The sequence below is a fragment of the Chelatococcus sp. KU-N122 genome (genome assembly GCF_055391085.1).
Window position 1 is genome coordinate 1 of record NZ_AP043981.1, and the last position, 15,203, is coordinate 15,203.

Annotated in this window: 10 protein-coding genes; 5 read left to right on the top strand and 5 right to left on the bottom strand. The window is 69.5% G+C overall.

Features of this window, described 5'->3' with window-relative positions:
• Positions 1–100: 100 nt before the first annotated feature.
• Complete coding sequence (dnaA, locus tag ACZ5PO_RS00005; protein WP_464188948.1) at positions 101–1,594, top strand: chromosomal replication initiator protein DnaA; 1,494 nt, start codon at positions 101–103, stop codon at positions 1,592–1,594.
• 267 nt (positions 1,595–1,861) lie between these two features.
• Here dnaA and ACZ5PO_RS00010 read toward each other — a convergent pair whose 3' ends face one another.
• Positions 1,862–3,028 (bottom strand): M20 aminoacylase family protein, encoded by a 1,167-nt coding sequence (locus ACZ5PO_RS00010; RefSeq protein WP_464188950.1) that lies wholly within the window; start codon positions 3,026–3,028, stop codon positions 1,862–1,864.
• Positions 3,029–3,416: 388 nt separating this feature from the next.
• On the opposite strand from ACZ5PO_RS00010, the gene dnaN reads away from it, so the two are divergent.
• Positions 3,417–4,535 carry a DNA polymerase III subunit beta gene (gene dnaN / locus ACZ5PO_RS00015; protein WP_464188952.1) on the top strand — a complete coding sequence of 373 codons (1,119 nt, stop codon included), beginning with the start codon at positions 3,417–3,419 and terminating at the stop codon, positions 4,533–4,535.
• 194 nt (positions 4,536–4,729) lie between these two features.
• Complete coding sequence (gene recF / locus ACZ5PO_RS00020) at positions 4,730–5,884, top strand: DNA replication/repair protein RecF (protein WP_464188954.1); 1,155 nt, start codon at positions 4,730–4,732, stop codon at positions 5,882–5,884.
• Between the two features lie 55 nt (positions 5,885–5,939).
• On the opposite strand, the gene ACZ5PO_RS00025 is transcribed toward recF, so the two are convergent.
• Positions 5,940–6,428 (bottom strand): CreA family protein, encoded by a 489-nt coding sequence (locus ACZ5PO_RS00025; RefSeq protein ID WP_464188956.1) that lies wholly within the window; start codon positions 6,426–6,428, stop codon positions 5,940–5,942.
• Positions 6,429–6,666: 238 nt separating this feature from the next.
• On the opposite strand from ACZ5PO_RS00025, the gene gyrB reads away from it, so the two are divergent.
• Positions 6,667–9,096 (top strand): DNA topoisomerase (ATP-hydrolyzing) subunit B, encoded by a 2,430-nt coding sequence (gene gyrB, locus ACZ5PO_RS00030; RefSeq protein ID WP_464188958.1) that lies wholly within the window; start codon positions 6,667–6,669, stop codon positions 9,094–9,096.
• Between the two features lie 63 nt (positions 9,097–9,159).
• On the opposite strand, the gene panD is transcribed toward gyrB, so the two are convergent.
• Genes panD through ACZ5PO_RS00045 form a run of 3 tightly spaced genes read right to left on the bottom strand, consistent with a single transcriptional unit; the run spans position 9,160 to position 11,451 of the window.
• Positions 9,160–9,615 (bottom strand): aspartate 1-decarboxylase, encoded by a 456-nt coding sequence (panD, locus tag ACZ5PO_RS00035; RefSeq protein WP_464188961.1) that lies wholly within the window; start codon positions 9,613–9,615, stop codon positions 9,160–9,162.
• Between the two features lie 58 nt (positions 9,616–9,673).
• Positions 9,674–10,630: a D-2-hydroxyacid dehydrogenase gene (locus ACZ5PO_RS00040; protein WP_464188963.1), complete on the bottom strand. Its 957-nt coding sequence runs from the start codon at positions 10,628–10,630 to the stop codon at positions 9,674–9,676.
• Positions 10,631–10,677: 47 nt separating this feature from the next.
• Positions 10,678–11,451, bottom strand: a complete 774-nt coding sequence (locus ACZ5PO_RS00045) for a 2-keto-4-pentenoate hydratase (RefSeq protein ID WP_464188965.1) — start codon at positions 11,449–11,451, stop codon at positions 10,678–10,680.
• A gap of 230 nt (positions 11,452–11,681) precedes the next feature.
• Here ACZ5PO_RS00045 and ACZ5PO_RS00050 point away from each other — a divergent pair, with 230 nt between their 5' ends.
• A complete protein-coding gene (locus ACZ5PO_RS00050) occupies positions 11,682–15,191 on the top strand; it encodes an indolepyruvate ferredoxin oxidoreductase family protein (RefSeq protein ID WP_464197238.1) in 3,510 nt (1,169 codons plus the stop codon).
• Positions 15,192–15,203 lie beyond the last annotated feature (12 nt).

Below are 15,203 nucleotides of genomic sequence, written 5' to 3' on the forward strand. Positions count from 1 at the left end.
GGCTTAAGCCGACGATGACCCATGCACAAAACTATGCGGCGCCGCCTCACTGGCTTGTGCAGGCGATGCGGACGCCGTGCAAACAACGGAGTGCAAGGAGATGTATAAAGGCGACATCAGCAGCGCAGGACATCATCCCAGCGTCCGCGACCGCGTGGACGATGCTGCCGATTCGTCGGACCGAAAGCCCGGCGAGGCTTGGTCGATTGTCCGCCGCCGGTTGCGTGCGGAGCTTGGCGAGGATGTCTTCTCCAGCTGGTTTGGGCGGCTGGAGCTGGAGGCGGTGAACGACGGCGTGGCGCGCCTGACTGTGCCGACCCGCTTTCTGAAGAGCTGGATCGAAGCGAATTATCTCGACCGTGTGCGCACGGTATTCCAGACCGAGTTCAACGATGTCGGCCGCATCACGGTGGCCGTGCGCTCGGCTGCCGGCAGCACGGCCGCCCGCTGCGCCGAGCCGGTGGTCCGGCCTGTGCAGCTGTCTCAGGTGCGCGCCGCCGGCGCCCCCGAACCGACGGCGCCGCCGGCGGCGGCGGAACGGCGAACGGACGACCTCGTCGGCAACCCGCTCGACGCACGGCTGACCTTCGCGCAGTTCATCGTCGGGCGTTCGAACGCCCTGGCGCACGCGGCCGCCGAGCGCATCGCCAGCCACGAGGGCGGCGCTCCGCTCTACAGTCCGTTCTTTCTCCATGCCGGCGTCGGCCTGGGCAAGACGCACCTGTTGCAGGCGATCTCACGCGAGATGGAGCAGCGCGGCCGCCGCGTCATCTATCTGACGGCCGACCGTTTCATGTACGGCTTCGTCTCGGCGTTGAAGGCGCAAACGGCGCTCGCCTTCAAGGAAAAGCTCCGCGGCATCGACCTCCTGGTGATCGACGACGTCCAGTTCATCCAGGGACGCTCGATTCAGCAGGAGTTCGGCCATACGGTGAACGCGCTGATCGACGCCGGCCGCCAGATCGTCGTCGCCGCGGACCGGCCGCCGAGCGATCTGGAAGCGCTGGACGAGCGCGTCCGCTCGCGGCTGGCCGGCGGCCTCGTCGTCGAGATGGGCTCGCTCGACGAAGGCCTGCGGGCCCGCATCCTGGAGGCACGCATCGCCGCCGTCCAGAGCGCGAATCCGTCGTTCAGCGTCGGCCCCGAGGTCGTCCAGTACGTGGCGACGGTCATCGTCACCAACGGCCGCGACCTCGACGGTGCGGTCAACCGCCTGCTGGCCCACACGACGCTGACCGGCGGGACGATCACGATCGAGACGGCCGAGAGCGCGATCCGCGACCTCGTGCGCACCCGCGAGCCCAAACGCGTCAAGATCGAGGATATCCAGAAGCTGGTCGCCACCCGATACAATGTGTCCCGCTCGGACATCCTGTCGGAGCGGCGCACGGCGGCGGTGGTGAAGCCCCGCCAGATCGCCATGTACCTGTCGAAGCAGCTGACCCTGCGCTCGCTGCCCGAGATCGGGCGTCGCTTCGGCGGCCGCGATCACACGACCGTGCTGCATGCGGTGCGCAAGATCGAGAAGGCAGTGGGCGAGGATCGCTCGCTGTCCGAAGAGGTCGAGCTGCTGAAGCGCATGCTGCTGGACTGAACGGCCTGCAGCCGGCGGGGCCCGGCGAGCCCGGCCAGGGCGAACGCCAAGGGCAGATGAGTTTTGCCCTTGGCTCAGGTTGGCGCGGCGTGCGAGCTAAATTCTCGGCACCAGTCAAGGATCGGCACCGTTACTATAAGAAACGCGCTGTATTAAGAAGAATTGGAGCATTTATTCGCAGCCGAATGACCTTTTCCGACTGCGGTATGCTCCGGCCGCGGCGGAGCTCGCCGCAGCCGCCCATCGGCTTGAGCTCCCGTTGCCGAACTACGCCCCGGCGGTGGCCCGCTGCTCGGCAATGCGCGCCAGCAGCGCCGCACCAAGCGGCAGGATGCCGTCGTCGAAGACGAAGGCCGGATTGTGCAGGGGCGCCGAGACGTTGCCCGCCAGCCATACGTACGCGCCCGGCACCTGGCGCATCATGTCGGCGAAATCCTCGCTGCCCATCTTGGGCGTCTCGTTGCGGTTGACCATGTCGGCGCCGAACAGATCGGTCGCGACGTCCGCCGCCACGTCGGTCTGCACGTCCTGGTTGTCGAGTACGGTGAAGATGTTGCGGATGCTGACCTTGGCCTCGGCGCCGTGGCTCAAGGCGATGTTGGTGGCCAGCGCCGTGATGCGGGCGCGGATGAGCTCGAGGACGCCGTCGTCGAAGGCCCGCACGGTTCCGGCGAGTTGCGCGCGCTCGGGAATGACGTTGTAGGCCGAGCCGGCGTGGAGCTGGGTCACCGACACCACGGCCGGCTGGTGCGGATCGACGTTGCGGCTGACGATCGTCTGCATCGCCTGCACCAGCGTCGCGGCGACCGTCACTGGATCGATGCCCATGCTCGGCATGGCGCCGTGCGACCCCTTGCCGACGATCTCGATGTCGAAGAAATCCGCCCCGGCCATGGCCGGCCCCTTGCAGATGCCGACCTTGCCGCGCGGCCCGACGGGCGCGTTGTGCAGGCCATAGATCTCGTCGCAGGGGAAACGCTCGAACAGGCCGTCGGCGAGCATGGCGCGGGCGCCGCCGAGCCCCTCCTCCGCCGGCTGGAAGATGAAATTGACGGTGCCGTCGAAGGCGCGCGTCTCCGCCAGGTAGCGGGCGGCGCCGAGCAGCATCGTGGTGTGGCCGTCATGGCCGCAACCGTGGAACTTGCCCGGGATCTTCGAGGCGAAGGACAGCCCGGTCTCCTCCTGCATCGGCAGCGCGTCCATGTCGGCCCGCAGGCCGATGCGGCGGGCGTTGCCGCCGGTGCCGCGCAGCACCCCGACGACGCCGGTGCCGCCGATGCCGCGATGCACCTCCACGCCCCAGCTCGCCAGCTTCTCCGCCACCAGGGCCGACGTCTGCACCTCCTCGAAGCCGATCTCGGGATGGGCATGGATCGTGTGGCGGATGGCCACCAGCTCATCCTCGAAGGATTTGATGCGGTCGAGCGGGCTCATCGTCGTTCCTCTGAGTGATGCCGGGCGCGCGTCCCGGCCGGGACGAGGCGCTCCAGTCTCAAAAAACGTGGAACAGCTCCGCCCGGATGACCTCATCCGATCGCGAGTTGCTCCAGCGTGTCTCCTGCCATTGCCGTCGGGAGCGCGCGGCGCGATGATGCCGTCGCGGTCGACGGCTTGTCGAGACGTCATTGTAGGCGATTGCCCAGCGGTGGAGCCCGTTTCAGGCGCTTGCGAAGGCCTGTCGGGCCTTGCGCCCGTGCGGGCGAAACGTCATTGTCGCGTCCCCGTGCAGGCAAGGCGCCGACATCGGCGCCTCACCCATATGCACGCTCGCCTTTCCGCTCGGCGCGGCTTGCGCCCTCCACGAACGTCAACGGGTTCGGTCATGAAAGTCACCGTCGAGAGGACAGCTCTGCTCAGGGCCCTCGGCCATGTCCACCGCGTCGTCGAGCGGCGCAACACGATCCCGATCCTGTCCAACGTTCTCGTGCGGCTGGGCGAGGGAACCCTCAACCTGAAGGCCACGGACCTCGATCTGGAGGTCACCGAGACGATACCGGCGGACATCGCCGGGACCGGCGCGACGACCGTGCCGGCCTACGTGCTCTACGACATCGTCCGCAAGTTGCCCGACGGCGCCCAGGTCTCCCTCGAGGCTACGGGCGACACGGGCCAGATGCTGATCCGCGCCGGCCGCTCCCGCTTCTCGCTGCAGGCCTTGCCGGAAGGCGACTTCCCGGACCTGGCCGCCGGTGACCTGCCGCACCGCTTCTCCCTGCCCGCAGCGGAGCTTAAGCGGCTCATCGACAAGACGCAGTTCGCCATCTCGACGGAGGAAACGCGCTACTATCTGAACGGCATCTACCTGCACACGCTGACCGCCGACGGCGGCACCATGCTGCGGGCGGTCGCCACGGATGGTCATCGCCTCGCCCGCGTCGAGATCCCGGCGCCGACGGGCTCGGACGGCATGCCGGGCGTCATCGTCCCGCGCAAGGCGGTGGCGGAAATTCAGAAGCTGCTCGACGGCCACGAGGGCGACGTCACCGTCGAGCTGTCGGCGATCAAGATCAGGCTCTCGGTCGGCTCGGTGGTGCTGACTTCCAAGCTCATCGACGGCACGTTCCCCGACTACCAGCGCGTCATTCCGGCCGGCAACGACAAGATCCTCGTCGTCGACCAGAAGGAATTCACCGACGCCGTCGATCGCGTGTCGACGATCTCGTCGGAGCGCGGCCGGGCGGTGAAGCTGGCGCTCGTCGACGGCCGGCTGACGCTCTCGGTCACCAATCCCGATTCGGGAAGCGCCACCGAAGAGATCGACGTGGACTACGACGCGCCATCACTCGATATCGGCTTCAATGCCCGCTACCTGCTCGACATCACGGGGCAGCTCGACGGCGATACGGCCCTGTTCAAGCTCGCCGACCCGGGCTCGCCCACGGTGATCCAGGACCGCGAGGGGGCACAGGCGCTCTACGTGCTGATGCCGATGCGGGTGTAAGCCCGCCGGGCCTCCGCCCCGCCGGCCTGAGAGCACTCCGCCATTGGATGGAGACATCCAATGGCGGAATGCTCATTAACTCGTTGAATCTGGAGCGCTTCTCTCCGATCCGGTGGTTCTAGCCGGTCGGGGAGCGCTCGACGGCCGCAGCGCGGCCATTTCCTCGCGATAGAGCGGGCCTGCGCCCGCAAGCCATGGACATGAGTGCCGCCCGCCCCCGCGTCGCCCGCCTAATGCTGCAGGACTTTCGCAGCTATCCCGGGCTCGACCTCGCCATCGACGCCCCGCTCGTGGCGCTGACCGGCGAAAACGGCGCCGGCAAGACCAACCTGCTCGAGGCCCTGTCGCTGTTCACGTCCGGCCGCGGCCTGCGGCGGGCCGATCTTGCCGACATGAGCCGCATCGGCGGCGCCGGCGGCTTCGCCGCTTCGCTCACCCTGGATGAAGCGAGCGGCGCGACGCGGCTCGGCACCGGCATCGAGCCCCGCCCCCCCGGCGAAGGCGCCCAGCGACGCTGCCGCATCGACGGCGAGGGGGTGGCGACACCGACGGCATTCGCCGACCATCTGCGCATCGTCTGGCTGACGCCGGCGCTGGACGGCCTGTTCGCAGGCTCGCCGGGCGATCGGCGCCGCTTCCTCGACCGCCTGGTGCTGGCGGTCGACGCCGGCCACGGCGCCCGCGCCAACGCCTTCGAGCGGGCCCTGCGCAGCCGCAACCGGCTGCTCGAGGAGGACCGGCCGAACACCGCCTGGCTCGACGCGGTCGAGCGCGAGGTGGCGGAGCTCGGCGTCGCCCTCGCCTCGGCCCGTCGCGAGACCGCCGACCGCCTCGCGGTGCTCACCGCCGCGCGGTGCGATGCGCCCTCGCCGTTTCCATGGGCCGCGCTGGCGCTCGAGGGTGAGATCGAGGCGATGGTGGCCGACCGCCCGGCGCTCGACGTGGAGGACCACTACCGGCGGCTGTTGCGCGACGGCCGCGCCCGCGACCGCGCCGCGGGCCGCACCCTTGCCGGCCCGCAGACGACCGATCTGGCGGTCCGCCACGGCCCGAAGGACACGCCGGCCGGCCTGTGCTCCACCGGCGAGCAGAAGGCGCTGCTGATCGGCATCGTGCTGGCGCACGCCCGGCTGGTGGCGGCCATGAGCGGCATCGCGCCGCTCGTGCTGCTCGACGAGATCGCCGCCCACCTCGATCCCCGACGGCGGCGCGGCCTCTACGACGCCCTCGCCGCTCTAGGGTCCCAGGTCTGGATGACCGGCGCCGATCCCACGCTGTTCGGCGACCTGCCGGCGGCGGCCCAGGTCCTTCACGTTACGCCGGGCCGGGTCTCGCACGCGCCAGCATAGGCCGGCTCGGGATCGCTTCTTGTGCGCATGGGTGCATCCACCCAATCGCGAAGCGCTACTGGGGCGCGCCGTTCAACCAGATGACGCGCTGGTTGAACAGCGGCACGGTGGAGATCGACATCTTGGCGCTGCCCTTCTGGATCTCGCGCCCGAAGGCGACATAGATCAGCGTGTTGTTGGCCTTGTCGTAGACGCGATTGACCACGATGCGCTTGAAGAACAGGCTGCGGCGCTCGTCGAACATGCTCTCGCCGTTGCGGTCGAGCTCGATGCGGCCGACCGTGATCTGTCCGGTCGCGGCGCAGGAGATGGACGCGTTGGACGGGTCCTCGAACCAGTTGCCCTGCTGGAGGCGGTCGATCAGCCCGCGCTGGAAGTAGGCCACATGGCAGGTGATGCCGCCGATCTTGGGATCCGGCACCGCCTCGATGACCAGGTCGTTGCCCGTCCAGTCCGTGCCGATCTTGCCGACGACCACATCGGCCGCCGCCGGCGCGATCGCCGCCACGACCGCCAGCCCCGCCAGAGCGGCCCAGGTCCTCATCCCCATCTCGTGTCTCCCGTGGCTCCGCCGCCGGCCGATCGATCGGAGGGCTGGGGCCGTCGAACCGCTATAGGCCATGCCTGCGACACGCCGCGCAAGGACAAGGCCGCGGCCGATCGTAGCGCCCCTATATTATTAACTACGCGCGCGCGTGCGCGGTGGTTTATATGCGCTGCAACGACTACATTAGGGGCTGACGAATCAAGAGCCGCCAGCGGTTTGATCGCGAAGGAACACGATGGCCGAACCTGCACACAACGTCGACCCCGATGCCTATGGTGCCGAATCGATCCAGGTCCTGAAGGGGCTCGATGCCGTCCGCAAGCGGCCGGGCATGTACATCGGCGACACTGATGACGGCTCCGGCCTCCACCACATGGTCTACGAGGTGGTCGACAACGCCATCGACGAAGCGCTGGCGGGCCATGCCACCGAGGTCACGGTCACGCTCAACGCCGACGGCTCGTGCACGGTGACGGACAATGGGCGCGGCATCCCCACCGACATCCACGCCGAGGAAGGCGTATCCGCGGCCGAGGTCATCATGACCCAGCTGCACGCCGGCGGAAAATTCAACCAGAATTCCTACAAGGTGTCGGGCGGCCTGCACGGCGTCGGCGTCTCGGTCGTCAACGCGCTGTCGAGCTGGCTTAAGCTCCGCGTTTGGCGCAACGGCCACGAACACGCCATGGAGTTCCGTCACGGGGATGCGGTGGCGCCGCTCGCAGTCGTGGGCCCGTCGGAGGGCCGGCGTGGCACCGAGGTGAGCTTCCTGCCCTCGCCGCAGACCTTCGCCATCATCGAATTCGACTACGACACGCTGGAACACCGGCTGCGCGAGCTCGCCTTCCTGAACTCGGGCGTGCGCATCATCCTCACGGATGCCCGTCACGCCGAGCACAAGCGCGCGGAGCTGATCTACGAGGGCGGCGTCGAGGCCTTCGTGCGTTACCTCGACCGCTCCAAGGAAGCCGTCATCGACAAGCCCATCGTGGTGCGGGCCGAGCGCGACGGCATCGGCGTCGAAGCCGCCCTTTGGTGGAACAACACCTACCACGAGAACGTGCTCGCCTTCACCAACAACATTCCGCAGCGCGAGGGCGGTTCTCATCTGGCCGGCTTTCGCGGCGCCCTGACGCGCCAGATTACCGGCTATGCCGAGACCTCGGGCGCCACCAAGAAGGAGAAGGTCTCGCTCTCGGCCGACGATTGCCGCGAGGGGCTCACCTGCGTGCTCTCGGTCAAGGTGCCGGACCCGAAGTTCTCCTCGCAGACCAAGGACAAGCTGGTCTCGTCGGAGGTTCGGCCCGTCGTCGAAGGCATCCTCAACGAGGCGTTGGGCCAGTGGCTCGAGGAGAACCCGCAAGCCGCCCGCAAGGTGGCCGACAAGGTGGTGGTCGCTGCGGCCGCGCGCGAGGCCGCCCGCCGGGCGCGCGAGCTATCGCGGCGCAAGGGCGCGCTCGACATGGCATCGCTGCCGGGCAAGCTGGCGGACTGCCAGGAGCGCGATCCCTCCAAGTCGGAGCTGTTTATCGTCGAGGGCGATTCCGCCGGCGGCTCGGCCAAGCAGGGCCGCAACCGCGAGTACCAGGCCGTGCTGCCGCTGCGCGGCAAAATCCTCAACGTCGAGCGTGTCAGCCCCGAGCGGATGCTGTCCTCCGAGCAGATCGGCACGCTGATCCTAGCGCTCGGCACCGGCATCGGCAGCGAGAACTTCAACGCCGACAAGCTGCGCTACCACAAGATCATCATCATGACGGACGCCGACGTGGACGGATCCCACATCCGTACCCTGTTGCTGACGTTCTTCTTTCGGCAGATGCGCGACATCATCGATCGCGGCCACATCTTCATCGCCCAGCCGCCGCTCTACAAGGTCGCCAAGGGCAAGTCACACCAATACCTCAAGGACGAGCGGGCGCTGGAGGACTACCTGATCGACGCCGGTCTCGAGGGCACCACGCTGCGCCTTGCCTCCGGCGAAGAGCGCGGCGGCCGCGACCTGCGCGCGCTGGTGGAGGAGGCGCGCCACGTGCGCCAGGTCCTCGGCGCGCTGCATACCCGCTACGACCGGTCGGTGGTGGAGCAGGCGGCCATCGCCGGCGGCATGCGGGCGCATATCGTCGATAACGAGCCGGACGCCGCCGCGGCCATCGCCGAGCGCATTGCTCATCGGCTCGATGCCATCTCCGAGGAAACCGAGAGGGGCTGGCACGGCACCATCGGCGACGGCGGCTTCACGCTCACCCGCACCGTGCGCGGGGTCAAGCAGGTGGTCACCCTGGACGCCGGCCTGCTCGCCTCGATCGAGGCGCGGCGGCTCGACGACCGCGCGGCTTCGCTGGGGGAGGTCTACGGGCAGCCGGCCGCCCTGCTGCGGAAGGGGGAGAGCGTGCCCATCAACGGCCCCGCCGGCCTGTTCGAGGCCGTCACCGGGGTGGGACGCAAGGGCCTGTCGCTCCAGCGCTACAAAGGCCTCGGCGAGATGAACCCGGACCAGCTGTGGGACACGACCCTCGACCGCGACAACCGCTCGCTGCTGCAGGTCAAGGTCAAGGACGGGCAGGACGCCGATGACCTCATGGCCAAGCTCATGGGCGACGTGGTGGAGCCCCGCCGCGAGTTCATCCAGGAAAACGCGCTGACGGTCTCGAACCTGGACGTGTGAGCAAGCCGCTCATCACAGCCAATGGATGGCCGGACCTTGACCGGCCACCCGGCGGCGGCGTGTTCAAGCGCTGGTCCTGACCTCGAGCGGCGTGACGCTCGCCTTGCCGCTCTCGTCGAGGATGGAGAAGGCGTAGCGGCCGTCCGCATCGCGGTCGACCTTGTAGGCCAGGCGGTCGATGACGTGGTTGGCCGCGTCGAAGACGAGGATCCGCGGGCGCAGCGACACCAGCTCGTCCTCGGGCACGTACACGGAATTGCAGACGATGATCTCGTCGCCGGGCTGGCAGGTGCGGGCCGCCGCGCCGTTCAGCACGCAGCAGCGGGAGCCGCGCTCGCCCAGGATGACGTAGGTCGAGATGCGCGCGCCCGAGCTCTTGTTCCAGATCTCGACGAACTCCATGGGCAGGATGCCGGCTTCCTCGCAGTGGCTGGGATCGAGCGTGATCGATCCGTGGTAGTTGAGGTTGGCGTCGGTGACCCGGATGCCGTGCAGCTTGCCGGCAACGATCTTTCTCATTGAATTCTCCCCACACGGCCGCACCTCCACGGGAGGCCGGCCGCAACGTGGCGACGTCTTACCAGGAAATCTGGCTGCGCAGTGGCCCGCCGTGCACGAAGGCATCGGCGTTGGCGGCGATGTGGTCGACCAGCCGCGTAAAATACCGCGTGGGTGCGCCGCCGCCGAGGTGAGGCGAGACGATGACGTTGGGCAAGCGCCACAGCGGGCTGTCGGACGGCAGCGGCTCGGGCTCGGTCACGTCGAGCCCGGCGCCGGCGATGGTGCCGGCCTCGAGCGCCGCGACCAGCGCCGCCGAATCGACCACGCCGCCGCGGGCGACGTTGACGAGGACGGCGCTGGGCCGGCAGGCGGCCAGCTCGCGGGCGCCGATCATGTGCCGGGTTTCCGCCGAATAGGGCACGGCGATGACCACCGCGTCGGCCTCGGCCAGCCCCTCGTGGAGGCGGGACAGGGGCAGCATGGCGTCGGCGAGAGGGTGCGGCCGGCCGGCCCGCGACACGCCGGTGACGTGCATGCCGAACGGCCGGGCGCGCTGCGCCAGCTCGGCGCCGATGCTGCCCATGCCGACGATCAGCAGCTGGCCGCCGTAGAGCATGTCCGCACGCGAGCGGATGCTGATGTCCCAGGTGGCGCGCTGCTGCGCCGCCTCGATCTCGCGCATCCGGCGCACCAGGGCCAACAGCAGCGCCATGGTGTGCTCCGCTACGATCGGCGACCACACGTCGCCCGCGTTGCACACGGCGATGCGGGCCGGAACCCCGTGCTCGACCAGCGGCTCGTAGCCCGCCGTCAGCAGCAGCAGCAAGGCACAGCGGCACCCGGGCCGGCCCAGGGCCTCGGCCAGGGCCGCCGTGTAGTGCTGACCGAGCAGGACGAGACCGTCCGCCGCCTGCGCGGCCTCCGGCAGCTCGCCCGGCTTGGCTGCGGCGACCTCGAGGTCGGGAATTTGGCCGAGCCTGGCGGCGATCTCGGCCGGCATGATCGGCGAGCACACGACGATGCGCTTCGACAAGGCTGCTCCCTTCGGGCTGACGGGACGATACGGTTTCGCGGCGGCGATCAATCCAGGGTGAGCGTGACCGAGCCCAGCGGCCCGAAACGGGCGACGAAGCGGCCGCCCCCGGCGGACGGATAGGGCGGCGTGCAGGTGCCGCTGCTCACCAGCTCTCCGGCGCGGACCGCCTGGCCCGCCGCCGACAGGTCGTTGACCAGCCCGGTCAGGCACGACAGGGGATTGCCGAGCACCGCCGCACCCGATCCCTGGGCGATGTCGCGCCCGTCGGCCTCGAGGGTGACGGCCAGCGACGGCAGGTCGACCGCGCGCCAGTCCGGCACGGGCGCGCCGATCACGACGGCGCCCGCATAGCCCAGGTCGGAGATGATCAGGCGCGGATCGGCCTTCTGCCAGTCGCGCACGCGACTGTCGGCAACCTCGATCACCGGCACCACCTCGGCCACCGCCGCGGCGACCGTCTCCATGTCATAGGACGCCGCACGGGGCGGCAGGTCGCGGCCGAAGCGGAAGCCGATTTCGGTCTCGACGATGGCGACGAAGAACGAGCTGCGGGCCAGGATCGCCGGGCTCGCGTGGGCGGCCGCCGACAGGATCGGCCCATGGAAGGGCGTGGCAAGGCCGAGCGCATCGAGCGCCGCCTGCGTCGTCGCTCCGATCTTGTAGCCGATCCGGGTGCAGCCGGTGCGCGCCAGGAGCTCCCGGATATGCTCGTCCTGGGCGGCATAGGCGGCCGCGAGCGAGGCCGGAAGGTCGATCGGGCCGACAAGCGCCGTGCGCGTCTCGCGCGCCCGCAGCAGGTCGCTCACCAGTGCCGTCATCGCTCCTCCCCTCACGCTCGTTGTTGCCGTGCGATCTTACGCCGTTAACCGCGGCGGACCGTCAAGTCGACGACAATTCGCCCATACGGCGCCGCCGACACTGTCGCAATTTTGACATTGCCGGTGTTCCTTCCAGTGCAGAGTGGTTCCAAACAAGGAACCACCGGGACGAACGCCATGGGCAGGCAACCGACGAATCGTGGGCGCCCCGTCGCCGCACGGCCTCGCGCATCGGCGCGGAGGACGTGCCCATGACGAGAGCCGTCACGCTCGCCGACAAGTACGAGGTCGGGTCCGGCCGCATCTACATCTCCGGCATCCAGGCCCTGGTGCGCCTGCCGATGATCCAACAGCAGCGCGATGCCCTGGCCGGCCGCAACACCGGCGGCTTCATCTCGGGCTACCGCGGCTCGCCGCTCGGCGGCCTCGACAACGAGCTGTGGCGGCAGCAGGCCTTGCTCGAGCGCCGCAACGTGGTGTTCCAGTCGGGCCTCAACGAGGATCTGGCAGCCACGGCCGTCTGGGGCAGCCAGCAGGTCAATTTGCAGCCCGACGCCACCGTCGATGGCGTGTTCGGCCTCTGGTACGGCAAGGGGCCGGGTGTCGACCGCACCATGGACGTGCTCAAGCACGCCAATATGGCGGGCACCTCGCCCTGGGGCGGCGTGCTGGCCATCGCCGGCGACGACCACGGCTGCCAGTCGTCGACCTTGCCGCACCAGAGCGAGCAATTGTTCGAGGCGGCCCTGCTGCCGATCCTCAACCCGGCCAACGTGCAGGAATACCTCGATTTCGGCCTCTACGGCTGGGCCCTGTCGCGTTTCTCCGGCTGCTGGGTGGGCTTCAAGGCCATCGCCGAGACGGTGGAGAGCGCCACCTCCATCGACGTCGACATCACCCGCCCCCAGATCGTGCTGCCGACCGACTTCGAGGCGCCGCCGGGGGGCCTGCACATCCGCTGGCCCGATCCGCCGCTCGAAGCCGAGCGGCGCCTGCACGGCCCCAAGATGGACGCCGTCGCAGCCTTCGTGCGCGCCAACGCCATCGACAAGCTGGTGGTCGAGCCGGCCGCGCCGCGATTCGGCATCATCACCACCGGCAAGGCCTACCTCGACGTGCGCCAGGCCTTCGACGACCTCGGCCTCGACGTCGCCGCCATCGCCGCGCTCGGCATCCGCATCTACAAGGTCGGCCTCACCTGGCCGCTGGAGCGCCAGGGGGCGCTGCGCTTCGCCGCCGGGCTCAGAGACGTCCTGGTGGTGGAGGAGAAGCGCGGCTTCATCGAGCGCCAGCTGGTCGAGCTGCTCTACAACATGGACGCCTCGCGGCGCCCGAGCATCGTCGGCAAGCGCGACGAGAGCGGCGCCCGGCTGCTCGGCAGCGAGGGCGAGATCACCCCGACCATGGTGGCGCGCGCCGTCGTCGCCCGGCTGGAGCGGTTCGACGCGGTGACGCCGAACCTGCGCCAGCGCGTAGCGCGGCTCGAATCCTTCGAGCGCGTGACCAGCGGCACCAAGCTGGCCCGCACGCCGTTCTTCTGCTCCGGCTGCCCGCACAACACGTCCACCGTGGTTCCCGAGGGCAGCCGGGCCATGGCCGGCATCGGCTGTCACGGCATGGCGACCTACATGCCGCACCGGCGCACGCAGACCATCACCCAGATGGGCGGCGAGGGTACCAACTGGATCGGCCAGGCGCCGTTCACCGCCACCAGGCACGTCTTCCAGAACCTGGGCGACGGCACCTACACCCACAGCGGCTCGATCGCGCTGCGGGCGGCGGCGGCGGCCGGCGTGAACATCACCTACAAGATCCTCTACAACGACGCCGTCGCCATGACCGGCGGCCAGCCCGCCGAGGGTGGCCTGACGGTGGCGCAGATCGCCCACCAGGTGGCAGCGGAAGGGGCGAAGCTGGTGGCCGTCGTCAGCGACGAGCCCGACAAGTACCCGTCGGCCGCCATCTTCCCGCCCGGCACGCTCGTCCACCACCGGGACGACCTCGACGCGCTCCAGCGCCGCATGCGCGACACGCCGGGCCTCACCGCCATCATCTACGACCAGACCTGCGCGGCGGAGAAGCGCCGTCGCAGGAAGCGCGGCCAGTTCCCCGATCCGCCCAAGCGTGTCTTCATCAACGATGCGGTGTGCGAGGGCTGCGGCGACTGCTCCACCCAGTCCAACTGCATCTCGGTGAAGCCTTTGGACACCGAGCTCGGCCGCAAGCGCCAGATCGACCAGTCGGCCTGCAACAAGGATTTTTCCTGCCTCAAGGGCTTCTGCCCGAGCTTCGTCACCGTGCACGGCGGCAAGATCCGCAAGGCCGAGCGCGCCACCGTGGCGGCCGGCGAGAATCCGTTCGCGGCGCTGCCGCTGCCCTGCCTGCCGGCGCTGAGCGAGCCTTACTCGATCCTGATCACCGGCATCGGCGGTACCGGCGTGCTCACCGTCGGCGCCCTGCTGGGCATGGCGGCGCACCTCGACCGCAAGGGCGCCTCGGTGCTCGATTTCACGGGTCTCGCCCAGAAGAACGGCGCCGTGATGAGCCACGTCCGGCTCGCCGCCACGCCGGACGACCTCAAGGCCGTCCGCATCGGCGCCGGCGGCGCCGACCTGCTGCTCGGCTGCGACCTCGTGGTCACTGCCGGTGCCGAGGCCCTGGCGCGCATCGAGCGGGACGTGACGCGGGCGGTGGTCAACACGCACGAGCAGCCGACCGCGGCCTTCGTCACCGACGCCAGCATCGACTTCGAAGGCCATGTCATGCGCAAGGCGGTCACCGAGGCGGTGGGCGCCACCGGCCTCGACCTCGTCGACGCGACGCGGCTCGCCACCCGACTGATGGGCGACAGCATCGCCGCCAACCTGTTCATGCTGGGATACGCCTTCCAGAAGGGCCTGGTGCCGCTCTCGCTGGAGGCCATCGACGGCGCCATCGCGCTCAACAACGTCTCGGTCGAGGCCAACCGCCAGACGTTTGGCTGGGGCCGCCTCGCCGCGCACGATCCTGCCGCAGTGGACCGCTTCGCCGACGGCGGCCAGGCCTCCGCCCGGCCGGCGCGGGAGGAGCTGCGCGACCTCGCCGCGCTCGTCGCCGACCGCTCCCGCCGGCTGACGGAGTACCAGGATGAGGCTTATGCGCGGCGCTATCAGGCGCTGGTCGAGACGGCGCGCGCGGCCGAGCAGCGCGCCCACGGCGACGGCCGCTTCGCTGAGGCGGTGGCGCGCCACTTCTACAAGCTGATGGCCTACAAGGACGAGTACGAGGTGGCCCGCCTCTACGTCGACCCCGCCTTCCAGGCCAAGCTCAGCCAGCAGTTCGACGGCGATTACCGGATCGAGTTCAACCTCGCCCCGCCGCTGCTCACCCGCCGCGACCCGGAAACCGGGGTCCTGAAGAAGCGCGCCTTCGGCCCCTGGATGCTGTCGGCATTCCGTGTGCTCGCCCGGCTGCGGCGCCTGCGCGGCACACCGCTCGACATCTTCGGCTACACCGAGGAGCGCCGGACCGAGCGGCAGCTGATCGAGGCCTACGAGGCGACGATCCGGGAGGTCGCGGCCGGCTTACGGACCCACAACCTGCCGCTGGCGGCGCAGATCGCCGCCATCCCGGACGCGATCCGCGGCTACGGGCACGTCAAGGCGGCTCAGCTCGCCACGGCCCGCGCCCGCGAAGCGGAGCTGCTCGACGCCTTCCGGGCGGCGAGCGGCCCGGCCGCCGGCGCGGCTGTGGCCGCCTGAGCAGCCATAGAG

Excerpts from the sequence above, each read along its gene's own strand:
- dnaA (WP_464188948.1), top strand. The coding sequence starts at position 101 with ATGTATAAAGGCGACATCAGCAGCGCAGGACATCATCCCAGCGTCCGC.
- ACZ5PO_RS00010 (WP_464188950.1), bottom strand. The coding sequence starts at position 3,028 with ATGAGCCCGCTCGACCGCATCAAATCCTTCGAGGATGAGCTGGTGGCC.
- dnaN (WP_464188952.1), top strand. The coding sequence starts at position 3,417 with ATGAAAGTCACCGTCGAGAGGACAGCTCTGCTCAGGGCCCTCGGCCAT.
- recF (WP_464188954.1), top strand. The coding sequence starts at position 4,730 with ATGGACATGAGTGCCGCCCGCCCCCGCGTCGCCCGCCTAATGCTGCAG.
- ACZ5PO_RS00025 (WP_464188956.1), bottom strand. The coding sequence starts at position 6,428 with ATGAGGACCTGGGCCGCTCTGGCGGGGCTGGCGGTCGTGGCGGCGATC.
- gyrB (WP_464188958.1), top strand. The coding sequence starts at position 6,667 with ATGGCCGAACCTGCACACAACGTCGACCCCGATGCCTATGGTGCCGAA.
- panD (WP_464188961.1), bottom strand. The coding sequence starts at position 9,615 with ATGAGAAAGATCGTTGCCGGCAAGCTGCACGGCATCCGGGTCACCGAC.
- ACZ5PO_RS00045 (WP_464188965.1), bottom strand. The coding sequence starts at position 11,451 with ATGACGGCACTGGTGAGCGACCTGCTGCGGGCGCGCGAGACGCGCACG.